This is a genomic window from Marinobacter sp. LV10MA510-1 (genome assembly GCF_002563885.1).
Classification (GTDB): Bacteria; Pseudomonadota; Gammaproteobacteria; order Pseudomonadales; family Oleiphilaceae; genus Marinobacter.
Genome location: NZ_PDJA01000001.1, coordinates 4,145,480 through 4,171,833, shown reverse-complemented (window position 1 = coordinate 4,171,833; position 26,354 = coordinate 4,145,480). Strand labels below are relative to the sequence as shown.

The following is a 26,354-nucleotide window of genomic DNA, read 5'->3' as shown; positions in this document are numbered from 1 at the left end:
ACGCGGGGTTTTCATTGGCGCTTTGCATTTTTGGGAAAACTGTAACGACTTTATGGCGTTCAATTGCGAATCATCGCCAACAAAGTGTACACTCATTGTGTACTCAAGCAAGGTGAACATCATGCAAACAATTAATGTCCGGGAGACTCGGGAACGGCTCTCCAATTTATTAGACGCTGTCGCCACTGGAGAAGAGATTATTATTCTCCGCCACGGCAAACCTGCTGCGCGCCTGGCGCCAATCCTGCCAGAAAAGATTCAGTTCTCGAACCGCTCAGAACTTAGAGCTTCACTACCGCCGGCCCTGGAAAGCTCAGCACACGTGGTGCGAGAACTCAGAGACGGCGAGCGCTACTGATGCTCTATTTCGACACCAGCGCCATACTGCCCTATTACCGCCAAGAACAGGCCAGTGATCGAGTCCAGGCTTTACTTCAGTCACAGACCAGACCGGTTCTGATTAGCCATCTTACAAAGGTAGAGGTTGTGAGCGCACTGGCCCGTTGGGTTCGCATGGGAGAGCTCAGCGATCCACAGGCAAATCGTATTGAAAGTGCGTTCCATGACGATGTCAGTCACGGACGTTTTTGCCTCTGCCCCATTGAAATTTCTCATTATCAACGAGCCCAACATTGGATCGGGACACGAAAAACGAGTCTCAGGACATTGGATGCACTGCATTTGGCCTGCGCAGAACACCACCAGGCTCGTCTAATCAGTGAGGATGACGCGCTTGTGACAGCAGCTGCATTTTTTGGCATCGACGCAAGCCTTGCGTGAATATTCGCCCAGCGTAAGCGAATTCTATTCAAGGCTATGTTGTGCCGGTCCATTGCGTGGCGTTCAGTCAGTACAAACTGGCGGACTTAACACGTAACAGGCTTAACACTTAATACGCCTTACGATAGTGACCCTGATAATCAAAGATCCGCTCCTGCACCTGCCAGTAGTGCTTTTGTTTGCGGGCAATGACAAAATCCGGTGCAGGCAACAAGGCTTGCACCTCAAGCACCTCTTCAATCCTGCTGAACGCTTGCGGGGCCTGGCCATTCGCTAAACGCCGTCCGAACAATTTGTTAAAGACGTTGCGCTGTGCCGGCTTGCTGAAATCGAAAGACTCGCTGAGCTCTTCCCCATCTTCACCGTGATAGGTGACTCTCAGCTTGCTTTCGTTTTTGCTGTCGGTTTTGACTTTATGAGCGCTTAAAGTGACCCCGGCGCAACGGATCACCATGGCATCTTTGAGTTTCAGGGCATCTCTTAGCTGATCATCCGGGTCGATAATGGCTTTTTTACACTGCTGGCAGTTACGGGCCGCGATATCATTCTCGGCACCGCAATGTGGGCACTCCTTGAAACGAAAACGGTAATCGCACTGTTCAGGGCGCCTGTTCTGCGCTGCAGGTTCATCCTCTTCAGCAGGCTCTAACAACCCCTGGCAACGGCGACCGTAGTGCTCGATAACATGGCCTTCACTGTCTGCTTTGCCCCAGAAGATATTGGCAAAACCGCAGCCCGGGCAGAATACCTGCACCGGCTCACAATCAGGGTTTGGTTTCTTCTCCCCCACTTCCGGGTGAAACAGATTGACGCTGTTGCCCGCGTAATCAATCACCAGACAATCCTGTTTACCCTCGTCCAGACGAAGACCGCGACCCACGATTTGCTGATACAGACTGACCGACTGGGTAGGGCGAAGAATGGCAATAAAGTCCACATGAGGCGCATCAAAGCCCGTGGTGAGTACGGACACATTCACCAGATACTTTAACTGCCGCTGTTTGAAGCGCTGAATCAGCGAATCCCGTTCATTCAGATCGGTGCCGCCGGTAATCAAGGCTGTCTGGTGTTCCGGCAGATAGCCGTTGATCTCCCGCGCATGATCCACCGTTGCAGCAAAAATCATCACCGCCTTACGCTTAACGGCCAGTTCCATCACCTGCTCAATAATGGCGCGAGTCACACGCTGATGTTTGCCCAGCAGCTGATTAACGTCTTTCTCGGCGTATTCGCCAAAGCGGTTTTGAGACAGCGCAGAGAAATCGTATTGCGCCACCGCCGCGTTAACCAGCTCAGGCCTGGTGAGATACCCCCGGCTAATCATATAGCTCAACGACAGTTCATAAATGCAATGCCCAAAGGGCTTATTCTGTTCATCGCTACCGCTGCGAACAAAGCCCCGGTAGTGATAGCGATAGATCCAGCCCATGCCCAGGCGATAGGGTGTGGCGGTTAGCCCGAGCACCTTCAGGGAGTCGTTCTGTTGCCGTAACAGCTCGATGATTACTTGATACTGACTGCTGTCATCACCACTGACCCGATGGCACTCATCGATAATGATCAATGAGTATTCATCTCTGAACTGATCCAGGTTAGCCGATACGGACTGCACGCTGGCGAAGGTCACCTGATGCTGATTTTCCTTACGCTTTAACCCGGCGGAGAAAACGCCGCCCGTTAACCCATAGCTCTGGTATTTGGCGTGATTCTGCTCAACAAGCTCTTTTACGTGGGTCAGCACCAGAATTTTACGTCGGGCAAGACGGGCCAACTCGGCAATGACCAGACTTTTACCCGCACCGGTCGGCAGCACAATAACCGCAGAATCATCCGATTTGCGAAAGTGTTTCAACGTGGCATCAACGGCTTCCTGCTGGTAAGGCCGCAGTTTAAAAGGAGCATTCATGTTGCAGCGCTTAATCGTTATCAGGATGGGAAGGCGGTCATACTAGCAAATACCGATGCCGTTACCTGCATCGGTTTGAAAGTAGGCGGGATAGACTGAAACGATCACACCAAAAGGGCAAGTCAGAGCCAAAACGCAAGGTTTGACCCTGAGCTCCCCCTTTCGCGAGAAGTGCATCAGAGGTTTTGAATGGTCGACATTCCGCCATCTACACCCAATATCTGTCCCGTAATCCAGGATGCCTTTTCACCAAGCAAAAATGCAGCGGCCTCAGAGGTGTCCTCGGGCTTTCCATACCTTTTTAGCGGGTGGCGTTGTTTTCCCGCTTCTTTCTTCGAATCATTGCTGAGCAAGCGCTCCGCCATTGGCGTATCGGTCAGTGAGAGCGCAATTCCGTTTACACGAATATTGGGTGCAAGCTCGGCACTCAATGCCCTTACCAGACCCTCTACTCCGCCTTTAGCGGCAGAAACCGACGCGTGAAAGGTGAGTCCTCTTTGTACCGCGACGGTACTCAAAAGAACAACCGCTGCATTTCCGGCTTTTTTCATCCCCGGCAGGCAAGCCTGAACGGTATTTACGGCGCCAATAACGTTTACAGTAAAATCCTCTATAAAATCTTTGTTGCTCAGTCGGTGAAAGGGTTTCAGATTAATGCTTCCACCCAAATACGCCACTCCGTGTATCTCTTCCGGCAAAAATGACCAATCTGCAGAATCGTCTGTCGCATCGATATCAGCGACCGTAATATTGCTGCTGCTTTTGAGCCGCGAAGTCGCACTCCGGGAAGCGATGTAAAGATGTACATTGGTTTTTTCCAGATTCTCTTTCAAGGCCTTACCGATCCCGGTTGTGCCGCCAATCAAAACAATATTTCTTGTCATTATTCCTCCAGCTTATCAATTTCTTTGAACGTAGTAAGTATCTACGCCATCGAAAAGACCCTGGCCCACCTCCCGGTTTTCTGCCCTGTTTGGGAATCCGGCGTACAAAGGAATATACAGCCATGAATTATCCCCAACGCATTACCTGCCTCACTGAAGAAACCACGGAAACACTCTACGCCATCGGCGCGGAGGATCGCATCGTTGGCATATCTGGATTCACGGTCAGGCCCGAGCGGGCCAGGAAGGAAAAGCCCAAGGTTTCCGCCTTCACCTCCGCCAAGATCGGGCGAATCCTGGAGCTGAAGCCGGACCTGGTCCTGGGGTTCTCGGACATGCAGGCGGATATCGCTGCCGAGCTGGTGCGGAATGGCGTGGCCGTACACATCTTTAATCAACGTACCGTGGCCGGGATTTTGTCCATGATCCGAACCCTTGGCGGCATGCTGGGCCTCTCCGCCAAGACAGACGCCTACGCCCATGAGCTGGCCGCCAGAGTTGAGCGAGTCCGGCGCGAAAAGGCGAGAACACATCGCCCGCGCGTCTACTTCGAAGAGTGGGGCGACCCCATGATCACCGGCATAGGCTGGGTATCGGAGCTGATTGGCATCGCGGGTGGCGAAGATATCTTTCCTGAAAAAGCAGCCGAACCCGGTGCGAAGGAACGCATCATCCAGAATCCCGAAGAGGTCGTGAACCGCAAGCCGGATATCATCATCGGCTCCTGGTGCGGACGTAAATTCCGCCCGGATCAAGTGGCCGGGCGATCCGGCTGGGAAGCTATCCCTGCCGTGGCGAACAACCACCTCTACGAGATTAAGTCACCCCTGATTCTTCAGCCCGGGCCAGCTGCGCTGACGGATGGGCTGGACGCGTTGTGTGAGATCATTGACCGGGTGTGACGATCTGGCCATTCCCTGGCTCCTTCCGTGCCGTGGTTCTAATTGAGGCCAGACAGACTGAGACGATTACAACGAAATGGCAAGGCAGGGGCAAAACGCAAGACCTGACCCCGGCACACTCCGGCACACTCCTAAGTACCAGAGCACCGCAACCAACGGCTGGAAAATGGGGTTAATGTCCATTTAACGGGCGCCCTTGTGGTACTTCTTTAACGGAGCCAAAAAGTCAGGCCAAGTATTCCACGCCTGAATCAGACAACTTCAGAAATTTAGCACTCACAAGCTGGTTAAGCTCTTTCTGAATCGCCATTTCATTGCCCTGAATCTTAAGCTGCGCGGCAATGTGGTTTCGTAGGCTGGCCACCTTCTGCGGCCGCTTTTCTTTCTGCATTGATGACAGATTTTTGATGAGCTTTTCCGGCTCGCCCGCGGTGCCGGTGATTTTGACCTGTTTGCAGAGCCGCCCGCTAGTCTTGATGTGAGCAATCAGAGGCGAAAAGCCGGTGTCATTGCTGATCACCTCAAACGCTACGGAGCTCTCTGCCTGCGCATCAAACTTGCCAAGGTAATAGGCGAGATGGAAATCCAGATTATTGGCCTGTGAGTCCTTCACTTGAACCACCACAAGGTTAATCGGCTTGTCGTATTTCGTGTCGGTGAAGTCTAGCCGGGGCTGCTTGGCACCGAGGAACACAATGACGCGCTCATAGCCGGAGAGATCAACCTTTCCCAGACTTCCAACGTTTTCGTAATCAATGAAGGCCCATTTCATATTTTAACGTCCTTTATTTTAGCGTCCTTTGTTTTAACGCATTGTGCCACGGCAACGTCGGAAACACAGTTCAAGAAAATCACCGACTTTCCTGCAAACCTCCACTATTCTGTTTGCAACGAACAGTGGTCACCGATCACCACTCGCGGCTGGAATGGCCTCGGTTGGATTTTTTACGCCAGCTCTTTATATATATGTTGATTCCTTGAGCCGACCAATCCCTAAACTAAAAAGGATCTGACGATGTCGCAATTCCAGATACGAAAAGACGATTTTCTAACGCAACGCCTGGTTCCTCTCGGCGCTAACGCAACCGACTCGCCACTGGCCCCGGGCAAATCAGGCTTGCCGTAGACAGCTTCTCTTTTACCGCGAACGGATTCCTCGGAGTCAGGTCTTGCGCTTTGCCTCTCAAATAATCCGACTTACGCGCCAATAATGCAGTCCAAAGAAATAGTTTTAATCAAAGAATGGTGATAATTGACCATCAGGCAACAGGCGTGGCATTCCCAGTTGACGGTCTCACACACTTCGTCGAAAACTGAAAAAACAGCGCTGTACCGATTTTCGGGTAGTCGGTTTTCCGATCAGCAATTACGAAATGTCCCATCATTGAATTCCGGTTATGGCCCGTGTCGTCCCGGTTATCTCACTTCGATACTGCTTGGTTAAGTCGGACAGGCTGCTAGACTGGGACTTATGAAACAACCTATTGCCGGCTATTATAAAGACCAAGAAAACCCTTGGGGCTTAAAGCAAAAGGAGATGACCTTGCGGGTTGCCATTACCGATCAACTTAAATGCGGCCTGGGACTTCTACGGTCCTTTGTCATCTATCGACGTCCCGGGCGCCAGAGAGCTTTACGCCGGCTCTACAGTGAATTCATCCGCCCCGGCGATCTGGTATTCGACATCGGCGCCCACCTGGGGGACCGCAGCTCCGCGTTTGCCGCGTTGGGGGCACGGGTGGTGGCGTTGGAGCCGCAGCCACGACTGCTGCGCTGGCTGCAGCGCCTGACCCGGCATCAACCCAAGATAGTGTGCCTGCCACTGGCGGCGGGGCGGGCCCCGGGCAAAGCCGAACTGGCGCTGAGCTTGCGTAATCCGACGGTGGCCTCACTGGACAGCCGCTGGCGCGAACACTTGCGCACAACCAGTCCCGGTTTCCAACATGTGCGCTGGGAAGACTCGGTCACCGTGACGGTCACCACGCTGGACGAGCTGATACGACAGTATGGCCAGCCCAGCTTCTGCAAGATTGATGTGGAAGGCTTTGAGGTGGAAGTGCTGGCGGGGCTGAGCCAGCCACTGCCGGCACTGTCCTTTGAATTCGTGAACGGCACCCTGGATCAGGCATTGCGATGCCTTCAGGAGCTGGAGCGGTTGGGTCGGCACGAATTCAATGTTGTTGCCGGTGAGCAACGCCGTTTTATCTGGCCTTTATGGCAGGATCCTGAGTCACTCCGGCAATGGCTTAATGCAGGAGCTGACGGAATTGCCTCGGGGGATATTTATGCCCGGCTTGTCACCTGAGCCTCTGTGACCGCCCGGTAGAACCGATCACCACTACGATCAGGCCCAGGATCAGGATCAGGATCAGGATCAGATTAAATCCTACCTGCGGGCGTTCCAGCGATCAACCCTTCTGCGATGGCTCGCACGCAGGCACGGGCTTCACTCCCAAAAGCTTCGTGGCAGAAGAGGACGGCCACGCGTTCCTCTGTCAGTGCAAACGCACCAATGATGCCCCATACTGTGATGGCACCCATTCTCAATTCGACAAAGATCAGGTTGGCACGGAAGGACCCGGCTAGAATCCAAAGCTCCACACCGTGACCACGATTGGAGACAGAATGATGAAAGAAGCTCGTAAAACGACACTGCCCGTTGTTGAAATGGCAAAACAAAACGACGAGTTCCGTCAGGTCCTTTGGACAGGAAAAAACACTCAGCTGGTTCTGATGGCCATTCCGGAAAACGGTGAGATCGGTGGTGAAGTTCACGAAGGCCACGACCAATTGCTCTACTTTGTAGAGGGCGAGGGTGAAGCTACCATCGACGATGTCAAGGTTTCGGTGAAACCAGGCGACGTGAGCATCGTGCCGTCTGGAACATTCCACAATTTCCGCAACACCGGCAGTGGGATGCTCAAGCTTTACACAACTTACAGCCCACCCGAGCATGCGCCTGGAACCGAGCATGAAACCAAAGGTGAAGCAGATGCCGCGGAATGAATTTGAACGAAAAATAAACCGGTCCCAGTTTTCTTCTCCGCCGTTTTCCTAGAACTGAAGCAGCCGGCCGAATTGATCAAACCGGCAATTCGATGATTTCACCAGCTACACAGTCTTCGTTCACCTGCAGCCGCCCTACCGTGATCGGCAGGGTAAAGCGCCGGGGCCCGGCGGCGCCAGGATTGAAGTAAAGCACGTCGCCGATCCACTCGTTACGGGGTTTGTGGGAATGGCCGGCGATCACCACGCGGTAACGACCTTGCGGATCGATGTCGAGGATTTTGACGTCGTGGAGCATGTAGAAAGCGTGGCCGAGGAATTTCAAATCCTGAACCTCGGGAAGATTTGCTGCACGGCCTGTTTTGTCGATATTGCCGCGAATTGCAATCACGGGTGCGATCGCCTCCAGCGCTTCCAGAACCTCGTCGCGACCGACGTCACCGGCGTGAAGGATCAAGTCTGAGCCTTTCAATACCTCCAGAGCTTCTGGACGCATTTTACCGTGGGTGTCTGCGATGACGCCGATTTGCATGCTTCAGCCTTTTATCGGTTTTTTCTCGTGAAGATAATCCTTCAATGATGCCCACCCGGCCCATGGGCGTGGCCGTGGGCTATCTCTTCCGGACTGCCGGCGCGTACTTCGATGATGTCGACATCGAAAGTCAGGGTTTTACCGGCCATCGGATGGTTGTTGTCGATATCGGCAAACTTGAGGCCAACCTTAACGACGATCACATGGCGCTGGCCCTGCTCGGTTTTTACCTGCGCGATCATGCCCGGCTTCCAGCGTTTGGCACCGATCAAATGCTTGATCGGCACACGCTGTATGGAATCGGCTTTACGCGGGCCGTAGGCTTTTTCCGAAGTGATGGTGACACTGAAACTTTCGTCGGCGTCGCGACCTTGCAGGGCTTCTTCCAGGCCTCGGATAATGCCGCCGTGGCCATGCAGGTAGGCGTTCGGCTCGCCGCCACGGGAGTTTTCAACGACCTTGCCTTGGTCATCACTGACGCTGTAGTGAAACAAGACCACCTGATTCTTTTCGATTGGCATAGGATTCTCTGTGAAGGTTCAAAGTACGCCATTATAACCAGAGGCGGCGCTGATTCCAGCGGGCGCTGCGGTCGACTGGCGATCTGGATAACAACAGGGTGGTTGAACCGGATTGATCCAAATTAAATGGTTACGCGCCCTTTCATTGCCACGTTAAGATTTAGGCCGCAGAGTTGATCAAGATTGTCTGCTCTGACACTTTTTTTCCTTTGCAAACCGTGACCCAATACATCACATTAAAACATGATCATAAGCTTCAAACACAAGGGACTTCGCCAGTTCTATGATACGGGTTCAACTCGTGGCATACGCGCCGATCATGCCAAGCGACTAGCTCGCATTCTGGCATTCATGGATCTAGCGACAGCCCCGGAAGATCTTGATATTCCCGGTTGGCGACTGCACCCACTCAAAGGCGAGATGGTGGGATTTTGGTCACTGACGGTAAGCGGCAACTAGCGGTTGATACTTCGCTTCAGCGGCCATGATGTTGAGCTGGTCGACTACCTCGACTATCACTGAACTGGAGGCAACTCATGACTATGTATCAACCCCCTCACCCAGGTGAAACATTGCGCGAAGACGTGCTCCCCGAGCTCAAACTTAGCGTTACCGAGCTGGCCCGCCGTCTTGGCATGGCGCGTGAGACGCTGTCACGCATAATGCATGGGCGCGCCCCAGTGAGCCCTGATCTCGCGGTTCGGCTTGAGCTGGCCGGCATCGGCAAAGCGCGTGTCTGGCTGGGCGCCCAGATGGATTACGATCTGTGGTAGGCACATCACCGCGCTCAGCCACCCATCGAGCGCTTCGCAGCGGTCATGTGATGCTTGCCCCAGCGTTACCCTGGCGGGTAACTTCCCAAACCTACCGCTACCAATAGTGGGGGTCGTCATTTCGGTCGCAGTAAGAATGCCGGTCACCCGGCACCCCGTCATATCGATCAAGCCAAGCTTCAACACTAATCAAAAAATGGATTTGTCCGGGCTGCTATTTTTAATAATTCCTTAACCGATAAACAGACACACCCCATCATCACTGCTAGTCTCCCTTAGCAAATTAAAATAAATCGAAGCATGGAGCTAGCTGTGACGACTCGTCCTGAATTCCTGTCTGGTGGTGAACCTGCCCGTCTTATCCCGATAACTGCAGACAGTGCCCGTGAACAAAAGTCTATATCCGTATTACTCGCAGGTATGCGCTCAGTGCTTGAACTTCGCCAAGCACTACTTAAATCCATTGGCACCCGTGTCGGAAGCAGCGCCACGTTAGAGACCTGGATTGAAGTGGTTTTTGCGAATGAAGATAAGAAGACCGCGCAACAAAAAGACCGACCAGACGGAATTCTGATTCTCCGTACTGGGAAGCGTGAATGGCGAGCGTTGATTGAGGCGAAAGTGGGGAACGAAACAATCGGCGAAGAACAGGTATCACGCTATCTACAACAAGCGAAGAACCACAAGCTGGACGCAGTTATTACCATCACCAATCAGTTCGCAGCACTCCCAACTCATCACCCGGTAAAACTTCCAAAAATCGCTACTCGCTCAGTCGCGCTTTATCACTGGTCCTGGGCATTTATTCGCACCCAGTGCCAACTCCTGCTCAAGAATAATGGTGTTGAAGACGTAGACCAAGTCTTCATCCTCGGTGAAATTCTCCGGTATTTCGAAAGTGACCGGTCTGGCATCAGTAACTTTGACCAGATGAATAGCGAGTGGAAAGATGTCGTCAACAAAGTAAAAAGCCATGCCTCACTTGCAAAATCCAGCGACGAGGTACAAAACACCATTGCAGCTTGGCATCAGGAACAGCGTGACCTTTGCCTTATCATGTCCAGGCTGACCGGCAGCAACGTTTCTCTAAAGCTCAAAAACAGCCATCGGACAGACGCAGCTGAGCGTGTAAAGGATGACGCAACGGATTTCTGCAAAGAACCCGTACTCAAATGCGCGTTAAGCATCATCAACGCCGCTGCTGATCTGGAGATACATGCAGACCTGCAGCGACGAATGATTTATTGCTCGATGAAACTCACAGCGCCGAAAGATAAAAAAAGCACAAAGGCCAGAGTCAATTGGCTGCTCCGGCAACTGAAACGCACTAACCCGGCTAATTTCTTTGTTCGGGCAACCAGACCCGGGAAAGCCGAGACAACATACCAGCCGTTGGGTGCCCTGCGGGAATCGCCTGAATTGCTAGAGTCCGAAACCTCCAATACCACCGCCACCAACCTGGAGGTGGTATACGAAGTAGATTTGGCAGCTAAGTTCAGCGGTCGAAAAATATTCATTGAAGAGCTGGAAAAAGCTGTGCCTCATTTCTATCATGAGGCTGGTCAATGGTTGAAGGCCTGGAGTCCGGCACCTCCGAAAATCTCTCAAGAGTCGGATGTTGAAGAAACTGAACAATCGGATGCAGCGGATCAGTCGGCGGCAAGTTCATAAAATAAGTCTGCCTCGATTTTCCTCTGTAAAATTCCCTCTGCGTCTGTGGCGCTGAATCCCTTCAGTGCCTCGCAACGTTCCTCGGGGTCAGGTCTTGCGTTTTGCCCCTCGAACAATCTGGCTTACGCGAGAATAATGCAGACTGGGACGATTACAACGAAATGGCAAGGCAGGCGCAAAACGCAAGACCTAGCCCCGGCACGCTAATCTGTTAGGATCGAAACAGCGCCTGTCTGAAACTCGCTTCCTTTCTTTTCGCCCTTTCGATGTTGTGGGTGGAACAAAGCGGGATCGTTTGAAATACATGTAGTTTTTCGATAGCCCTCACATAAGCGTTGATATTTTGAAATTGTTTTTCCACGACAATATCGCCCAACATTCGTTGACTAAAAGACCACGCCACAGCGACGGTGATTCCAGCTTGCTCAATAGAGCCGTCTGCCGATGGTTTTGAGCTATCTATTTCGTACTCAAGTTCACGAAAAGCCGCCAAAAGTTGTGCGGTAATATGATCCACCCACGGTTCATATTGTTTGTCCAGTGGACGCATTTTTCTCTCGTAGATAATTTGAATAGCCTTTTCGCAGACTGCAAGAGCAAGTCCGATTGTTCGCACCGCACGCGCCTGTTTTAATGGCTCGTCTGGCATCAGGCGGCGCCCCGTATGGTTTTGTCGTTCGAAGTAATCGAGGATCAGGCTTGAGTTGAGCAGAACACCACCATCATCAAGAACAATTGTTGGCGCTTTTACGACAGGATTTATTTTTGCGAACTCGTCAAACGAATCAAATACTGAGATGGGCTTATGTCGGTATCGGATGCCGTAATACTCGAGAGAGATGGCAACGCGCCTGACATAAGGAGAGTCCAGTGTTCCTATCAAATCCATGGTTTCCACTCCTTTATAGGTCGAACGAAATATAAATGCTCACATGACCGAGTACGCGAAATAGGATCAGGTCATGAACTTTTAGGTAGGGCACGGACCTCCTAAGTGAGAGTGGAGAAGGGTGCTACCTTGGAGTTCACGAGAAATGCTATTGGCATTGCATGAACTGTTTCCACTTAACATTACAATGGCCAAGCTGCATTCGAGAATTTTCGGTTACTAGGCAATTTTTCGGTACGTTAATAATGAAGCGACCACCATAATTCCACCACCAAATGTCATGAGTGTTACCGGCGTGTCATATACCAAATAATCTAGGGTATAAGTGATTACTGGAACTAAGAAAAATAGAGCTGCAACCTTACTAGCCTTATCATTGTTGAGCATAAAAACCAGCAGCAGTATCGCACCCACTGAAACGACTAGAATCATCCAAATAGCCGAAAAGACAAACTGAAGACTTGGATTGACTTCGAAACTAAAAAGTAAAACTGCTATTGTAAATACAAATGAAGAAACACAATATTGAGCGAGCACTGAGCCAATAACGTTAACGTGTGTCCGCTTCTGCAAGATAGTGCCTATTGTCATTGCCAATACGGCCAAGAGCGCAGAAATAACTCCGGGTAGGGTAATTACATCGATTTTTCCTCCCCCGAGGATGGCTATTACCAGGCCAGTGAAGCCGAAAAGCAATACACAGTATCCCTTGACCCCGATTCGTTCAAAAGCAAGTAACGGCGTCAGTAATGGTTGACAGCCGAGAACGATGGCGAGCATCCCAGGGGAGAGCCCGTATGCGATTGAGCTAAAGAAAAATCCCTGATATAAAACCTGGAGAAATATACCCACAAGAACAATGTTGAGCCATGATTTCCAGGTCAGTAATTGGAAACTCCGAACTTCGCCCTTTTTGAATATCACCACCATTAAGATCATAACCAATAAAGCGCCCAACGACCTTACCAGGAGGAAGGAGAGAACAGAGGCTTCTTGGAGGCCCGCTTTAACGAAAATAGCACCACTACCCCACATTAATAGAAACAATAGCGGTGCCATACGAGCCAAATCTAATCGATTATTTTGCCACATGATTATTATGCTCAGTACCCTTGGGCAAATTCATCATATTCTTCATGGGTTTTAGGAAAACTGTTAAGCCACTCGATTTCTTCGCGAGAATGGACATTACGTAGGTCAAGCTTCCCAACGATGTAAGAGGACATTTGCTTTCTCCAAATTAGAACCGAGGTTTCAACTTAGCAATCATTGAATTACGATAGAAGCGAAAGAATTTGATAGGGGCCCATCAAGTAGCTCGATGGGATCGCGCCTCGTGACATGGGAGAAAGTAGATGGACCTCGATATCGATTGTTTGCGCAGCTTCATCACGGTATCCGAATTAAGTAGCTTTTCGAAGGCGGCTTTGCGCCGGCACCGCGTCCAGTCAGCTATCAGTTGGCAAATTAAGAAGCTTGAACAACAGGTAGGGACCTCACTTTTTCAGAGGCACAGCAAAGGCGTGAGTCTGACACGCGCTGGCAAGCTTTTTCTGAAAAGAGCTTGCCAGATTGTGGAAATAAACGAGATTGCCATAAGCGAATTGTCTGGGTTGGCTACAGAGCAAAAGGTCATAATAGGCACCAGCGACGCTTTTTTAGCTAGCTTTGTGCCGCACTTGCTCCGTTCCTGCCGAAAATCACTTCCAAGCCTATCGATAGAAGTCATATCAGGATATAGCGAGCAAATATGGCGCTCTTATTCTGCTGGGGAAATTGATATTGCGTTGACCCAGAACTGCCCTGGGACTATCTCCAGTAGACTATTGTTGTCCTCTCCTATGGTGTGGATTGCACCAAACGAGCATTTTTGCTGGGAAGCAGAGCAATTAAAAATAGCGTGTTTCACCACGGGATGCTCTGATCGTTCATTAATAACGAGCGCGTTGGACAATTTCGGATTGGAGTATGAAGTAGCTTTCTCAGCATCGTCTCTGGCAGGCGTACTCTCAGCAGTGGAGCATAGCTTTGCCATATCGGCCATCCCACACATTGCTTTAGGGGAAGGCGTATCCATCTTGGATAACATTGGCACTCTCCCTAAGTTGGGTAACGTAGATATTTCCGTAGCAGCCAAATACACAAATTCTGGCGATCCCATTAGAGCTGTCGAAAGTGCAATAATCGAATTTTTCGCTGAAAAGGATGAAAGTAAGCAGTTATCACCCCATTTGCAACGGGACTCAGAAGTCAACGCAAAGCCACCATGGCGGATTTCTGTTAGGGGGTAAACTCGGCGCATTCCCCCTAACCAGTCACTCAAGTTCGTTCCCGGCCTGACGGGCTGCCGCTTAGTTTCACGTTGAAGCTGTAAAAAAAGGTCAAGGACAAGCCGTGGTGCGAAATTGATCAATAAATGATCTAAAATAGTGCCTGTTCTTAAAATCTGGAGCACTTATTGTTGAAAGTACGCTCAGATTTTACATAAGAACGCGACCAAAAAACCCCAAACCAGGCCGGTTTTGACAGTACTAAGCAAACAGACAGGGAGCCGTTAAACTCCTCGGGGTCAGGTCTTGCGATTTGCCTCTCGAATAATCCGGCTTACGCGAGAATAATGCAGTCCAAAGAAATAGTTTCAATCAAAAGATGGTAGTGATTGCCCATCAGGCAGTGGGCGTGGCATTCCCGGTTGAAGGTTTCACACTTCGTCGAAAACTGACAAAAGGCGCGGCGGTTATCGTCAGATGCGAAAATCATTTCACGCCGATTTTCACGGGACAGACTGAGACGATTGCAACGAAATGGAAAGGCAGGGGTAAAACGCAAGACCCGGACCCCGGCACCTTGTTCAAGCGGCACTACCTTACCGGGAACAGGGATAGCCATAAACAAATACGGTCTGGGAGCTGGTTCCTGTTTGAGCCACCGGAAGCCCTAACAATAGCTGCCGGTAATGCTTCGCATTGATACTTGAGATTATATGGGACGTATATTAGCTGAGTTGTAATCACCAACCAATGCATGCAGTCCGAGGTAACCCTGGAATGATTAAACCCCTTCGATGGCTCGTCAGAACCACCGTATTTTTGTTGGTTCTGCTGGCCGGCCCCGCACTGATTACGGCCTGCAGTAGTCAGTCTGGCCAGAGCTGGCGTGACGCCGATCGCTCCAGCGCAGGCATTGCGCCACTACCCAGCCAGACGGAAGAAGCCATTGTGCAGGTTTATGGTGCCCGTGCTTATAATTGGCGCGGCAATTTTGCGGTCCATACCTGGATTGCGACCAAGGTGCGCGGGGCATCCACCTACGAAGTTCACGATGTCACTGGCTGGGGTTATAAGGCGGTGCGGTCACGCCCCGGTGAGCCGGATACCGCTTGGTATGGCAACCCGCCGATGTTGCTGGCAGATCTCCGTGGTGAGAAAGCGGACGCCGCCATCATCAATATCCGAACAGCTATCGACGCCTACCCCTTCGCGAATGAATACAACGCTTGGCCCGGGCCCAACAGTAATACCTTTGTAGCCTGGGTAATCCGGCAGGTACCCGAACTGAATGTTGCGCTGCCCAACATTGCCATCGGAAAAGACTATCTTGCTGACGGAGTATTTGCGAAAGCTCCCAGCGGTTCGGGCTACCAGTTCTCCCTCAATGGTTATTTCGGCCTTATGGCGAGTATCCGAGAAGGTGTTGAACTGAACATCCTCGGCCTCAACATTGGCATTGACCCGCTGGCTTTGGCCGTCAAATTGCCCGGGATCGGGCACATTGGCCTGCGCGACCCCTGGATGGATCGCTCAACGTGGCACAAAGCCCCGGTTATGGAGCAGGTTTCAGACGCCAATTGACGGGGGACAACATTAACCAGGCAGCAAGCGATCGATCAATACCACCCCACAACACCACATCGCCGTGGCTCATGGGCAGTCGCGCAGGCTTGTCTTTTCGAGCCATGAAGAAAAGCGTTCAATGTTCACCAGGACATTGGCGTCCGCAAGTCGGTCGACGAGCGAGGCCATTAACTTACCCATACTGGGTAAGTTTTTACCCAATATGGGTATTCGGGCGATTTACCCTGTGGTAAGTGCAACCACGGCTCGCCTGATTTCTTCTGTTATTTCCATGAGACTTGTCACCAGCGCTGCGTCTACGTCGATATCGCCTTCATATTCTGCGAGGTTTCGCTTGCGATGGGCTTGATCAAGAACCCGCCATTTGGCTGGCGACAAGTCGAGCGTGTGCTGCAAGCATTGAAACACCAGGTATCGATTGTCCGACCGATAACCAAAGTGACGAAGTGCAGCCAAGGAAAGCGCGTGCGCTGCGTTGTAAGACAAATCAAAACGGCTCTCTTGGCTAAGTGCTTCCAAACCCGCGTCCCTTAATCGAACGTTACCGGATTGGATAAGCCCTTGAACCTCGTTGGCGTCTACCGCCTCATGGTGAAGTTTGTGTATCCGGACCAAGTTTTCCAGTGCTTCTTCATTCATTGATGATTCCTTTCAACAATATGTACTGTCCTTCCAGGACTTTCCTCAAAAAAGGGTTTTTGTTGGCTCGACGTTTCTTAAACTCTTCTTGCTTGTAGAGGGTTGGGTTGATGGTGCGGGAAAGCTTCATCTCTGCTGGCCCTAACGCTTCAAAGACCTCCTCCAGGGTGAGGGAATCCGATACCAACATGAGGTCGATATCGCTATTGGCATGATCGGTTCTCTTCGCTACCGACCCATAAATCAGGGCCAGATCGATTTTATCGCTAATCGAATTGAGAGCGTCCTCAACCTGTTGTTCTGGGCCGAGTAGCTTGGAGGCAAGAGAAGACAACTCCGGAAAAACGGGCGAGTCCGGATTGGCCCTATATCGTTTCTGGCGCCCCTGCAGCTTCACTTGCACCAGGCCGCTGTCCACCAGACGCAACAGTTCCCGCTGCACAGCCCCCGAACCTGCTTCCGCCTGCTCGATAAGTTCTTTGACCGAAAAGTCCCTTTCCTGGCGTGCAAAGAACAGTCGCAGTACCTTTTGGCGGGTTTGTGAGAACAGGGCATCCGCTAACCCAGTACGGTTCGATCTTGTTACTGCTGGCATGTTAACGGCGCCCCTAAAACCCATTTCGGGTAATTCTATACCCAAAATGGGTATCTTGAAACGGTTACGGTATCATTATCGCAGAGGACATCAAGCACGAGGACCGTGAGCACTACTGTACAATGTGCATGAGCGGCAATTGCAAAGCAAAATTCGTAAGCGCCCGCTTTGCGGAAAGCTCCTCGCGCAACCCCTTGCCAGGCAAGCACGGGGATCTTTGCATCAGCAAACCGGATACTAATCAATGTCTATTATAATTCTCACAGATATCCCGGAATGGGTTCGGCCCCTCGTTGACCTTTTAGAATCGAGGGGCATCAAAGTACAAGTCACTGATGATCCGGAGGAGATCGTAGCGAATGGGTTGATCGTCAACCGCGTATCCTCTCTTCTTGCTGAGCGGGATAAGGCTCGGGCGGATCGGATCACCCATTCTTTGCGAACCTGGGAGGCCGAGGGTAGATCTGTGATCAACGGATCACTCTGCTTCCAGATTGGCTACAGTAAGCTGGATCAAGCCAAGCTCTTTACCGAGTGCGGAGTGCGTACGCCGCAAACGTACCCCGCCATTCCCGGCGGACGCGCGATACAGGGAAAAACTGTCCTTCTCAAGCCACCTGCCGGTGGTTTTGGGAGAGGGATTCGGAGGCTTGAAGACGGCGAGCCCGCCCCGGATGGACTTTTCAGTCGAGAAGAAGGCTGGATTGAGCAAGAGCTGCTAACCGCCGCAGACGGCTGCGTTCACCGGATCGAAGTCCTCGGCTCCGACATCCTTTACGAAGCCCGCTCACCGATTCAAGCTGACCAGTTCAACTACTGCCTGGCTCACCCGGAATCGGATGTTACCCTCTTGCCTCCTCGCGAAATTGCCCCGAAGGTGACCGAGGCAGTCAAAAAAATTCTACGGGCCGCAAGAATGGAGCTCGGCGCAGTCGAGTACCTTCTGGATGAAAAGGACAATCCCGTTTTCATCGACCTGAACCCAGTTTCCAGCTTTCATCCCGGAGCGACAGCCGTACTTGGTCGCGATCCCCTCGACACCACCGCCTCCTATTTGATTCATAGATCTGCGGGTCTTTAAAAAAAGGGTCAAAGGTAGGCCTAGAAAAAAGTTCCTCGGGGTCAGGTCGGTCCTTAAATTCAGAAACAAAAAGCAGTGCGCTTTTTGTTTCTGGTTGGCAGCCTGGTTAAGCCGCCTCGAAGTCCAGGGGATGAATGTCATCCAGGTTAAGCGTATTCCGCGCCACCGAGAGATCATAGATATCCTGCATCGCCAACCAACTTTCCGGTGTGCGACCAAGAACCTTTGATAACCGCAATGCCATCTCCGGACTAATGCCACTATCGCCTTTTAGCAACCGAGACAGGGTTGAAGGCGAAACCCTCAAGCTTAAAGCTAGCTGGCGAGAACTTATGCCGAAAGGCTCCAAATATACCTCCCGGATAAAGTCACCGGGATGCGGCGGATTATGCATAGTCATTAGTGATAAACCTCATAATCAAGGGCGGCAAGTTGCATGCGCAGCTTCTTGGCATGATCGGCTTGTATCCCTGCCGTGCTGCCAGTTGAGTAGAACCGTTTCAGTCCCTTGTGACGGAATGATTTAATCATGATGGAATTATAGCATGTTGCGCACCACGCAACAATAGTTCAACGGTAAGCCCTCAACGAGGTTTGAGGATACCTATCAGGATTACCGGCAGAATCGGCGGGGGAAAACCGGGACAGATTTATTTTCCAGACGGATAACCCAACAAGGACGCACCATGTCGTACACCAGCCGATATACACCCGAAACCCTGAGCCGTGATGAGCTGGACCAGAGCACGGGCCCAATGGTGATTGAATTCGGCACCAACTGGTGCGGGATCTGCCAGGGTGCTCAGGCGGACATCAAGGCGGCAATGGACAATCACCCAGACGTTCCGCATGTGAAGGTTGAGGATGGCAAAGGCTGCAGATTGGGGCGGACGTTTGGCGTTAAGCTCTGGCCGACCCTGATTTTTTTGAAGGATGGTGAAGAAATAGCGCGGGTCGTCCGCCCAGAAGACAGCAGCGACATCGAAGATGCACTGCTGAAGATTCACTAAGGCCGGCGCCGGCAATTGCTGGCTTGCCAGGAACAATACGGAAACTGGAAAATAAATCTGTTCCGGTTTTCGTATGTAGATTTATGCTTGATAGCTCAGTCGAAAGGAGTATGAGAGAAGGGTCATCTTATGAAATACGAACACGCCATTGTAAAATTTGACGGAGACGTTGCTACGCTGCTCTGCAACGGCTGCGGCATCACGATCGCTGAGGGCCCCAAACACGAGGACCGGGAGCATTACTGTACGATGTGCATGAGCGGCAATTGCAAAACAAAATTCAAAAAAGGAAACTAAAAACATGCTCCCTCAATCATGCTCTGACACGCCTAACGGCGCAGAGGAGCAACGCCCATTGACGAGCTGTTGCTCCAGGGCTATGAGGCTAAGCCTGCAATCCTTCGAGGGAACCGACATGAACAGACGAATGATACTCATCACCTTCGCACTATTCCTGACCACTGGTGCATGGGCTTCCCAACCTTCCGTCTACACGGGCTTGCTGAGCGATACGGGAGCGGGCGGCTACTGCGCCTGGGCGGTCGCCCAAGGCTACCTCGCCAAAGGTGATCCACAACACTGGGCCATCCGAGATGGCCGTCTATATCTGAACTACAACCAGTCTGTGCAGAACCGATGGCTCGAGGACACCAGAGGATTCATTAGGCAGGCAGACGCGAACTGGCCAAAAGTTCTGGAATAGTGGTCAGGGTTACCTTAGAAGACCGGGCACTCGAAAATAAATCTGTCCCGGTTTTACCGCACATCATCATCCTGGCCCGGGAATGTTTTTCAGAAGCTCGGCATTTGTGGGGTACTTCTCAAGCAGCTCAACCAGCTTTTTTGTGCCCTCTAGCGGTTTGAGACCGCCAAGCGCCCGGCGCAATGCTATTATTTTGTCTAAATCTTTTGGATCCAACAGCAGCTCTTCACGGCGTGTACTGCTTTTCGAAATATCCAGCGCGGGAAAGATTCGCTGATTCGCCACGTCTCTCGATAAAACCAGCTCCATGTTCCCCGTGCCCTTAAATTCCTCAAAGATAACCTGGTCCATACGGCTGCCGGTATCCACCAAAACGGTTGCCAAAATGGTCAGCGAGCCGCCATTCTCAATGTTTCGTGCAGCGCCAAACAACCTCCGCGGAATTTCCATCGCTCGAGCATCCACCCCGCCAGACATAGTACGACCGCTGCTCTTTCGCTCCGCATTATGCACACGCGAAAGCCTCGTGAGAGAATCAATCACAATCATGACGTTGTGACCCTCGCCCGCTTGTTGGCGGCCGATATCAAGAAGTTCATCGGCAACGCGAACGTGATGAGCATAACTTTCATCCGAAGAAGAAGCGTGTACCTCAGCCGGGACGCTACGCCTGAAATCAGTGACCTCTTCGGGTCGCTCATCTATCAATAACGCGTAAAGTTTAATCTCGGGATACGCCTTTCCCACCGCCTGGCAAATATGTTTTAAAACCGTCGATTTTCCAGACCCCGGCGGTGCAACTATTAAACCTCGCTGCCCCATTCCAATAGGCGTGATCAAATCCATCGCGCGCACCGTAAGTTCTTCTGAACCTGACTCCAGGCGAATCCCCGGCGCTGGATTGATAGCCACACCATTTAAAAAACGTTTTTGTGGATCAGCCTCAACTTCAACCATAGCTTCGGCTTCCCCAGCCACTGGTTTAGCGTCTTTAATTGGTTTTCGGGTTAAACCTAATGTCTTTCTCGTCATAATTGCTTGATAGCTCTCGTTTGATAGATATTTTTCGAAATGGGCTGATAACGTCAAAAAAACAGTGTGCAAAAAATAAATCTGTCCCGGTTTTCCCGGTTTTCTATCTTCCCTTCACGCAGCGCGAGGAGATCCGTTATCCTCAACAGCCTGCAAAGTCCAGGCCATACCCAAAGCGCGCCCGGCTTTGACAAGCGTTGTGATGGTTACACCAGTGTCCTTCTCATCAAGAAGGCGGTTAACCACCGTACGGCTGGTATGCATTTTCTGGGCAAGTTGAGACTTGTTCACGCCAGTCTGTCCCATTGCCTGCTGAATCTGCCAGACGATTACCCGCTTCAGCGCCTCAGCTTCTACTTGCTCAAGGGTGCCGTCAGCTTCAAGCAGATCATCGAGAGAGCTGCCAACGTGTTTGTGCTGTGCCATTTTCTTGCTCCCATTCAGACAAGATTCTTCTTTCGGTCTCTCGCGTTAGCCAACCATACTCGACTGTCTTCAGGTCGGTCCCGATCACTGAACGATCATCCTTATTCAGCTTCAGCAACCACTCTTTGACCGGCTCTCGACCATTGGCGGTTCTGTAAAAAACGACGGTGACTATTTTCCCTGTCATCTATCCTCTTCCATGCTCACACAAAGTGTACTTATATAGGTACATCTAAGCAATTAGACTAATTACCTGCGGACGCTCAAAACCAGGACAGATCTATTTTTCAGTTGTCGGCCTTCCCGGCTTGCGGGTTTCAACTCTGACACCGATACGGTTTTCTATTTCATCGACGAACTTGTTGCCGCCAGTTAGCTCGTTACTATTGATCGCCGCGCGAATCAATTCATCTGACGGCGAATCATTTTCCTGCCCAACAAACTGCCGATATGCCTCAACACGCATTTCATGGTTGCCTGCCAGAGCCCGAAAGGTGTCAGGCTCATCCAGCCACTGAGAATGTGACACCCCTACCCGCGCAGAATAGCTCCACCACTCATACAACTCAGGTTTATCGACCATCCCCGCTTTAACAGGATTAAGTTCCACATAGCGACAACAAGCCAGCAGGTAGGCGTCAGTATCAATCGGGCTAATCTTGTAGCGCCCTTCCCAGAGCGAATCACTGCGTTTTTCGAGGGCATTTACGAAGCGGGTCTGTCGACCAGCCAAACGCTTCATCAATTGAGGAATCGAGGTAAGATTGTCGTTCGCCTGAACGACCAGATGAACATGGTTCGTCATCAGGCAATAACTGAACACTTCTAGTTCATAGACCTGCTTCCATTCCTGAAGATTCGCCAGGTAGTACTCAAAATCACGGCGTTCGACGAACACCGGTTGGCGATTATGACCGCGCTGAACAATATGGTGGGGAAAACCGGGCACAATCACCCTGGCCTGTCTTGGCATAAGCATCTCCTTGCTTCTGAAACACAGATTCCATTCTGTGCGCTGCCATCCGATATTAACCGAAGTGCGAAGAGGGTTGGTAGTGATGCAAATCAGCGCCAAGCCATCAGAGAAGCCGCTAAAATAAATCTGTCCCGGTTTTCACGCGCACCGTGAGTTCTTCTGAACCTGACTCCAAGCGAATCCCCGGCGTTGGGTGGATAGCCACAGCATTTAAAAAACGTTTTTGTGGATCAGCCTCACCTTCAACCTCAGCCATAGCTTCGGCTTCCTCAGCCACTGGTTTAGCGTCTTTATTTCGTTTTCGAGTTAAACCTAATGTCTTTCTCGTCATGATTGTTTGATAGCTCTTGTTTGATAGATATTTTTCGAAATAGGCTGATAACGTCACAAAAACAGCCCAAGGCAAAAAACCAGTGTGCATAAAATAAATCTGTCCCAATTATATACAACCAGCCTTTAGAGGCCCCTATGGCAAAGCCAAAACGCATCTACCTCGCCGGCCCGGAAGTCTTCTTCCCAGCCAGCGAACACCAGCTCATCGTGGCCGAGAAAAAGCGCCTCCTTCGGGAACACGGGTTTGAAGGCGTAGACCCGCTGGATACCGAGCTGACATTTTCAGATGGCCAACCAAAACCTGATCGCGGGCATAGAATATACAAGGCCAACCGTGAACTGATGGACAGCTGCGATGCCATCATCGCCAACCTGACACCCTTTCGCGGCATCAGCGGCGACCCGGGTACCGTGTATGAGGTAGGTTACATGATTGGCCAGGGCAAGCCCGCATTCGGATTCACCCTGGATAACCGGCACTACCGGGAACGGGCAGGTGCAACCGGCCTGGACAACATGAGCCATACAATCGAGGACTTTGAGCTGAGTGACAACCTGATGATTGAAGGCGGCATCCGCGAATCCGGTGGTCAACTATTTTTGGCTGAGCAGCCAGGCGAACACCCGTTTTTCTCTGCAGCGTTGTTCGGCCGCTGTGTTCAGGCGCTTACCTATGCCCTACCAAGATAAAGTCGGGGAAAACCGGGCACGATCACCCTGGCTTGCCTTGGCATCAGCTTCTCCCTGCTTCTGAAGCACGGAACCCGTTCTGTGCAGTGGGAAAATAAATCTGTCCCGGTTTTCCATTGGCCTGCGCGACCCCTCGATGGATCGCTCAACGTGGCACAAAGCCCCGGTTATGGAGAAGGTTTCAGATGCCAATTGACGGGGTCAACATCAACCATGCACCAAGCGACCGGGCAACGCCAACCCGCCCCGGGTTTTCAAGATATTTCCCATAACTGGAGTTATCATATACGATAACCTGAAAATACGGAGCACCCATGGACTGGGACATTGAATTCTACAGAAAGGTAGACGAAGAATTGGCCGGGATGCCGCCAAAAATTCAGGCGAGAATGATCCGGCTAATGGAATTGATGGAAAAGCACGGTGCGAACCTTGGGGAGCCACACACCAAGTCACTTGGTGATGAGCTGTTCGAGATCCGCGCCAAAGCCAAAGAAGGCATTGGAAGAGGTATTTTCTGCTATATGCAGGATAGGAAAATCATCATTCTCCATGTCTTTGTGAAGAAAGATCAAAAAATACCGAAGAAAGACCTAGAGCTAGCAAAAGAGCGTTTGAAGGAGGTCAAAAAGTTATGAGCTTCAAACAGTTTAAGCAGAAGGCACTCGAAAATCCTGAGGTGCGTAAAGAGTACGATGCCCTTCAGGAAGAATTCAACCTGATCGACCAACTGATCACCATGAGAACCAAAGCGGGCCTTACCCAAGAGGATCTTGCCAAGAAGATGGGAACGAGCAAAAGCAACATCTCCAGACTTGAGCGTGGCCGGGGAAACCCTAGCTGGGGAACGCTCAGCAAGTACGCCGCAGCCTGTGGTTTTCGAGTGAAACTGGAAACCACAGAAAACGACCGAATTTCCGCATAACCCTCGGAAAACCGGGACAGATCTATTTTTCAAAATCACGGCGCTCGACGAACACCGGTTGGCGATTATGACCGCGCTGAACAATATGGTGGAGAAAACCGGGCACAATCACCCTGGCCTGTCTTGGCATAAGCATCTCCTTGCTCTTGAAACACAGATTCCATTCTGTGCGCTGCCATCCGATATTAACCGAAGTGCGAAGAGGGTTGGTAGTGATTCAAATCAGATCCAAGCCATCAGAGAAGCCGCTAAAATAAATCTGTCCCGGTTTTCTTCTTTTCTGATCAATCAATTAAGTAAGTTGCGGTAACGCAAGCAAGCCATTTCCTTATATGCCTGACTCTTGGGGTCTCCATCTTTGCGGTATTCAGAAGTCCAGAAGTCACACATTTCTTTACTGCTCGCAATCACACTTCGCTTCTGTTCTGCCTCGTTTCTCGCACGGCGCCGCTGAGCCGCCAATCGCTTCTCCCGCGCCTGTTGAGCCCTTATTTCCTCTGCCGTAGGCACCGGCGGCGAGTAAGAAGGGACAGAAATCGTTGGAAACTCAGACTTGCCGTTTGTAGAAAGCCTTTCGGTCAGCGCATCGTTGAAGGAATCCAAAACCACAAAGAAGATAAACCAACCAATGATGCTTATGATGATCCACGATACGATATTGGCAACTACTACTGCGGAAAAAACCTTAAGCCAGGACATCTTTCCCTCCATTGAAAAACGATTGGGAAGCTTACAGAGGCTGTCAACAACTTGTCCACGGCCAAGAAATAAATCTGTCCCGGTTTTCTAGATTCCATTCTGTGCGCTGCCATCCGATATTAACCGAAGTGCGAAGAGGGTTGGTAGTGATGCAAATCAGCGCCAAGCCATCAGAGAAGCCGCTAAAATAAATCTGTCCCGATTTTCAATCCTAACCCTATCACATTTTTTTTGATTCCAGCACACATGATCACTGTTTAGAAAACTGCGTCGATTGATATCAAGACCTATCAAACAATTCAAACGCAACATTAATCAATGTAAGCGCCCTTTCCTTTTCAACATCATCATACTTCAGTTGACGCAGTGCATAGGCATACAGGCACGCTGCAAGCTCACGGTTTCCAACACCAATATCTCGGAGCCAATCCCTGCAAAACCTAATATCATCAGAATATGGACATCCTAAAAGATATTTATCAAGCACATGCCAGTTATTTAAATTATCTTGAGACGGCCAATCACTTTTCGGGGAGCTTGAGTGAAATAAAAAGCTACACTCTAAGGTGAGAGGGTCAATGATAGAACACTCATTCTTCACGTCCCCGTAATCAATTAGCGTGGCTAAATTGTTTTCAGTATCAACTAAAACATTCTCTCCGTGCAAATCTCCATGAATACAGGAGACCTTGCATTGAACGTATCTATTTTCAAAATCTAAAGCATCGCTAAGCTCGTACGTCGCTATAAGGTCTTGAGCTTCTGTATCGGAGACAAAACTCCGGCGGATCTCCTTTATTTGTTTTCGATCCTCAACAAAATTAGCGTGCCAATCCAACATCATTTTAACAAGTGATTGCCGCATTTCATCCTTAGTTAAACCACGCTCTGATGCACTGAAAAACGAGTAAGGGTACTCTTTTGCAAGTCCATAAAAAACCGCAGAGAAATTAGCCGCCCCAAATCTCAAGTGATCAATTTGCCTTGGTGTAGCAGATGGCTTTAGCCGCGAAACGCTCTCATTAAAATTTTTAGAATCGGTGTCGATATCAACCCGCTTTCCACATTTTGCTATACAGCTATGTAATTCGACCCCTCTCTGATCCTTTAACGCCAGAAAGTATACTTTAGCATCGGAATACCCACCACCTATCTCTTTAACGCGAACGACACTCGCTCCCCTTTTCTTTGCAAAGATTCTTATCAAACGATCGTGAGCAATTGGTAACGCGTCAAAGGAGTGCGAAAGCTCAATCTCTTTAAGTCTTAAAATCGAAGTAAGACAAGGTTTGATATGATCGGACAGTTCAACTAAATCCGCTTTTTCTAAATGGGCTACAGTTGGTCGCGAACAGCCTTCAGACCATATATCGACATTGTTCGAAGTGTTCAGAAAATCACCAATCATCCGCACAGTGCTTGTCCCAGTTAATATTAATACTGGCGCCCCGGGGCATAGCACCTTTGCCGTACCTAAAACTGCTAATCCATTTTTGGACGATTTTTCAAAACTTCCTTCAGTAATTG

The 26,354-nt window shown here is 50.7% G+C and carries 31 protein-coding genes and 2 pseudogenes; 16 read left to right on the top strand and 17 right to left on the bottom strand.

Features of this window, described 5'->3' with window-relative positions; genetic code table 11:
• The first annotated feature begins 121 nt into the window (after positions 1-121).
• Complete coding sequence (locus ATI45_RS20180; protein WP_098421352.1) at positions 122-358, top strand: type II toxin-antitoxin system Phd/YefM family antitoxin; 237 nt, start codon at positions 122-124, stop codon at positions 356-358.
• Positions 358-780 (top strand): type II toxin-antitoxin system VapC family toxin, encoded by a 423-nt coding sequence (locus ATI45_RS20175; protein WP_098421351.1) that lies wholly within the window; start codon positions 358-360, stop codon positions 778-780. Before ATI45_RS20180 ends, ATI45_RS20175 begins: the two co-directional genes overlap by 1 nt.
• Before the next feature lie 109 nt (positions 781-889).
• Here ATI45_RS20175 and ATI45_RS20170 read toward each other — a convergent pair whose 3' ends face one another.
• Together ATI45_RS20170 and ATI45_RS20165 are read right to left on the bottom strand one after the other, a co-directional pair.
• Positions 890-2,686 carry a DEAD/DEAH box helicase gene (locus ATI45_RS20170; RefSeq protein WP_098421350.1) on the bottom strand — a complete coding sequence of 599 codons (1,797 nt, stop codon included), beginning with the start codon at positions 2,684-2,686 and terminating at the stop codon, positions 890-892.
• 176 nt (positions 2,687-2,862) lie between these two features.
• The gene (locus ATI45_RS20165; protein ID WP_098421349.1) at positions 2,863-3,570 is read right to left on the bottom strand and encodes an SDR family NAD(P)-dependent oxidoreductase; all 708 of its coding nucleotides are present in this window, start codon (positions 3,568-3,570) and stop codon (positions 2,863-2,865) included.
• A 122-nt stretch (positions 3,571-3,692) separates the two neighbouring features.
• On the opposite strand from ATI45_RS20165, the gene ATI45_RS20160 reads away from it, so the two are divergent.
• Positions 3,693-4,472 (top strand): cobalamin-binding protein, encoded by a 780-nt coding sequence (locus ATI45_RS20160; protein WP_098421348.1) that lies wholly within the window; start codon positions 3,693-3,695, stop codon positions 4,470-4,472.
• 226 nt (positions 4,473-4,698) lie between these two features.
• Here ATI45_RS20160 and ATI45_RS20155 read toward each other — a convergent pair whose 3' ends face one another.
• The gene (locus ATI45_RS20155) at positions 4,699-5,244 is read right to left on the bottom strand and encodes a PIN domain-containing protein (protein ID WP_098421347.1); all 546 of its coding nucleotides are present in this window, start codon (positions 5,242-5,244) and stop codon (positions 4,699-4,701) included.
• 699 nt (positions 5,245-5,943) lie between these two features.
• Here ATI45_RS20155 and ATI45_RS20150 point away from each other — a divergent pair.
• On the top strand, positions 5,944-6,777 hold the full coding sequence (locus ATI45_RS20150; RefSeq protein ID WP_218926164.1) for an FkbM family methyltransferase: 834 nt from the start codon (positions 5,944-5,946) through the stop codon (positions 6,775-6,777).
• Between the two features lie 320 nt (positions 6,778-7,097).
• A complete protein-coding gene (locus ATI45_RS20140; protein WP_228706118.1) occupies positions 7,098-7,478 on the top strand; it encodes a cupin domain-containing protein in 381 nt (126 codons plus the stop codon).
• Between the two features lie 76 nt (positions 7,479-7,554).
• On the opposite strand, the gene ATI45_RS20135 is transcribed toward ATI45_RS20140, so the two are convergent.
• Both ATI45_RS20135 and ATI45_RS20130 read right to left on the bottom strand, forming a co-directional pair.
• Positions 7,555-8,010, bottom strand: a complete 456-nt coding sequence (locus ATI45_RS20135; RefSeq protein WP_098421346.1) for a metallophosphoesterase family protein — start codon at positions 8,008-8,010, stop codon at positions 7,555-7,557.
• A 41-nt stretch (positions 8,011-8,051) separates the two neighbouring features.
• Positions 8,052-8,531: an FKBP-type peptidyl-prolyl cis-trans isomerase gene (locus ATI45_RS20130; protein ID WP_098421345.1), complete on the bottom strand. Its 480-nt coding sequence runs from the start codon at positions 8,529-8,531 to the stop codon at positions 8,052-8,054.
• A gap of 243 nt (positions 8,532-8,774) precedes the next feature.
• Here ATI45_RS20130 and ATI45_RS20125 point away from each other — a divergent pair.
• The 3 genes and pseudogenes from ATI45_RS20125 to ATI45_RS20115 all read left to right on the top strand — a co-directional run bounded on the left by ATI45_RS20125 (position 8,775) and on the right by ATI45_RS20115 (position 10,975).
• Positions 8,775-9,053 (top strand): annotated as a pseudogene (locus tag ATI45_RS20125) (type II toxin-antitoxin system RelE/ParE family toxin).
• Positions 9,054-9,067: 14 nt separating this feature from the next.
• Entirely contained in the window at positions 9,068-9,304 is a 237-nt protein-coding gene (locus tag ATI45_RS20120; protein ID WP_098421344.1) for a HigA family addiction module antitoxin, read from the top strand.
• Between the two features lie 312 nt (positions 9,305-9,616).
• Positions 9,617-10,975 carry a hypothetical protein gene (locus ATI45_RS20115; RefSeq protein ID WP_228706117.1) on the top strand — a complete coding sequence of 453 codons (1,359 nt, stop codon included), beginning with the start codon at positions 9,617-9,619 and terminating at the stop codon, positions 10,973-10,975.
• A 211-nt stretch (positions 10,976-11,186) separates the two neighbouring features.
• Here the strand turns inward: ATI45_RS20115 and ATI45_RS20110 are convergent, their stop codons facing one another.
• Both ATI45_RS20110 and ATI45_RS20105 read right to left on the bottom strand, forming a co-directional pair.
• A complete protein-coding gene (locus tag ATI45_RS20110; RefSeq protein ID WP_098421342.1) occupies positions 11,187-11,864 on the bottom strand; it encodes a glutathione S-transferase in 678 nt (225 codons plus the stop codon).
• Between the two features lie 219 nt (positions 11,865-12,083).
• Positions 12,084-12,956, bottom strand: a complete 873-nt coding sequence (locus ATI45_RS20105; RefSeq protein ID WP_098421341.1) for a DMT family transporter — start codon at positions 12,954-12,956, stop codon at positions 12,084-12,086.
• 263 nt (positions 12,957-13,219) lie between these two features.
• Here ATI45_RS20105 and ATI45_RS20100 point away from each other — a divergent pair, with 263 nt between their 5' ends.
• Positions 13,220-14,155: a LysR family transcriptional regulator gene (locus tag ATI45_RS20100; RefSeq protein WP_098421340.1), complete on the top strand. Its 936-nt coding sequence runs from the start codon at positions 13,220-13,222 to the stop codon at positions 14,153-14,155.
• Between the two features lie 756 nt (positions 14,156-14,911).
• Positions 14,912-15,715 (top strand): DUF3750 domain-containing protein, encoded by an 804-nt coding sequence (locus ATI45_RS20090; RefSeq protein WP_098421338.1) that lies wholly within the window; start codon positions 14,912-14,914, stop codon positions 15,713-15,715.
• A gap of 222 nt (positions 15,716-15,937) precedes the next feature.
• Here ATI45_RS20090 and ATI45_RS20085 read toward each other — a convergent pair whose 3' ends face one another.
• Positions 15,938-16,357, bottom strand: coding sequence for a hypothetical protein (locus tag ATI45_RS20085; RefSeq protein ID WP_098421337.1), 420 nt, complete (start codon positions 16,355-16,357; stop codon positions 15,938-15,940).
• Positions 16,350-16,952, bottom strand: coding sequence for a transcriptional regulator (locus ATI45_RS20080; RefSeq protein WP_098421837.1), 603 nt, complete (start codon positions 16,950-16,952; stop codon positions 16,350-16,352). The genes ATI45_RS20085 and ATI45_RS20080 overlap by 8 nt, the downstream gene beginning before the upstream one ends.
• Before the next feature lie 244 nt (positions 16,953-17,196).
• Between ATI45_RS20080 and ATI45_RS20075 the strand changes: the two genes are divergently transcribed.
• Positions 17,197-18,033 carry an ATP-grasp domain-containing protein gene (locus ATI45_RS20075; protein WP_098421336.1) on the top strand — a complete coding sequence of 279 codons (837 nt, stop codon included), beginning with the start codon at positions 17,197-17,199 and terminating at the stop codon, positions 18,031-18,033.
• Positions 18,034-18,139: 106 nt separating this feature from the next.
• On the opposite strand, the gene ATI45_RS20070 is transcribed toward ATI45_RS20075, so the two are convergent.
• Both ATI45_RS20070 and ATI45_RS20065 read right to left on the bottom strand, forming a co-directional pair.
• Positions 18,140-18,433 (bottom strand): HigA family addiction module antitoxin, encoded by a 294-nt coding sequence (locus ATI45_RS20070; protein WP_018403444.1) that lies wholly within the window; start codon positions 18,431-18,433, stop codon positions 18,140-18,142.
• Positions 18,434-18,450: 17 nt separating this feature from the next.
• A pseudogene (locus tag ATI45_RS20065) lies at positions 18,451-18,564 on the bottom strand (type II toxin-antitoxin system RelE/ParE family toxin); the annotation flags it as partial.
• 155 nt (positions 18,565-18,719) lie between these two features.
• On the opposite strand from ATI45_RS20065, the gene ATI45_RS20060 reads away from it, so the two are divergent.
• Both ATI45_RS20060 and ATI45_RS20055 read left to right on the top strand, forming a co-directional pair.
• Entirely contained in the window at positions 18,720-19,043 is a 324-nt protein-coding gene (locus ATI45_RS20060; RefSeq protein WP_098421335.1) for a thioredoxin family protein, read from the top strand.
• Between the two features lie 427 nt (positions 19,044-19,470).
• A complete protein-coding gene (locus ATI45_RS20055) occupies positions 19,471-19,746 on the top strand; it encodes a YHS domain-containing (seleno)protein (RefSeq protein WP_228736026.1) in 276 nt (91 codons plus the stop codon).
• 66 nt (positions 19,747-19,812) lie between these two features.
• Here ATI45_RS20055 and rho read toward each other — a convergent pair whose 3' ends face one another.
• The 4 genes from rho to ATI45_RS22890 form a co-directional block, all read right to left on the bottom strand.
• The gene (gene rho, locus ATI45_RS20050; RefSeq protein WP_228736025.1) at positions 19,813-20,850 is read right to left on the bottom strand and encodes a transcription termination factor Rho; all 1,038 of its coding nucleotides are present in this window, start codon (positions 20,848-20,850) and stop codon (positions 19,813-19,815) included.
• 42 nt (positions 20,851-20,892) lie between these two features.
• Entirely contained in the window at positions 20,893-21,204 is a 312-nt protein-coding gene (locus tag ATI45_RS20045; RefSeq protein ID WP_098421333.1) for a helix-turn-helix domain-containing protein, read from the bottom strand.
• A 280-nt stretch (positions 21,205-21,484) separates the two neighbouring features.
• Entirely contained in the window at positions 21,485-22,177 is a 693-nt protein-coding gene (locus ATI45_RS20035; protein ID WP_098421331.1) for a transposase, read from the bottom strand.
• 118 nt (positions 22,178-22,295) lie between these two features.
• Positions 22,296-22,601, bottom strand: coding sequence for a hypothetical protein (locus ATI45_RS22890; protein WP_228736024.1), 306 nt, complete (start codon positions 22,599-22,601; stop codon positions 22,296-22,298).
• A gap of 47 nt (positions 22,602-22,648) precedes the next feature.
• On the opposite strand from ATI45_RS22890, the gene ATI45_RS20025 reads away from it, so the two are divergent.
• From ATI45_RS20025 to ATI45_RS20015, 3 genes are all read left to right on the top strand, one after another.
• A complete protein-coding gene (locus tag ATI45_RS20025; protein ID WP_098421330.1) occupies positions 22,649-23,203 on the top strand; it encodes a nucleoside 2-deoxyribosyltransferase in 555 nt (184 codons plus the stop codon).
• A gap of 314 nt (positions 23,204-23,517) precedes the next feature.
• Positions 23,518-23,841 (top strand): type II toxin-antitoxin system RelE/ParE family toxin, encoded by a 324-nt coding sequence (locus tag ATI45_RS20020; protein WP_098421329.1) that lies wholly within the window; start codon positions 23,518-23,520, stop codon positions 23,839-23,841.
• On the top strand, positions 23,838-24,128 hold the full coding sequence (locus ATI45_RS20015; RefSeq protein WP_098421328.1) for a helix-turn-helix domain-containing protein: 291 nt from the start codon (positions 23,838-23,840) through the stop codon (positions 24,126-24,128). Before ATI45_RS20020 ends, ATI45_RS20015 begins: the two co-directional genes overlap by 4 nt.
• A 288-nt stretch (positions 24,129-24,416) precedes the next feature.
• On the opposite strand, the gene ATI45_RS20010 is transcribed toward ATI45_RS20015, so the two are convergent.
• On the bottom strand, positions 24,417-24,827 hold the full coding sequence (locus ATI45_RS20010; protein WP_098421327.1) for a hypothetical protein: 411 nt from the start codon (positions 24,825-24,827) through the stop codon (positions 24,417-24,419).
• Between the two features lie 280 nt (positions 24,828-25,107).
• Complete coding sequence (locus tag ATI45_RS20005) at positions 25,108-26,235, bottom strand: response regulator (RefSeq protein WP_098421326.1); 1,128 nt, start codon at positions 26,233-26,235, stop codon at positions 25,108-25,110.
• Positions 26,236-26,354: the final 119 nt, after the last annotated feature.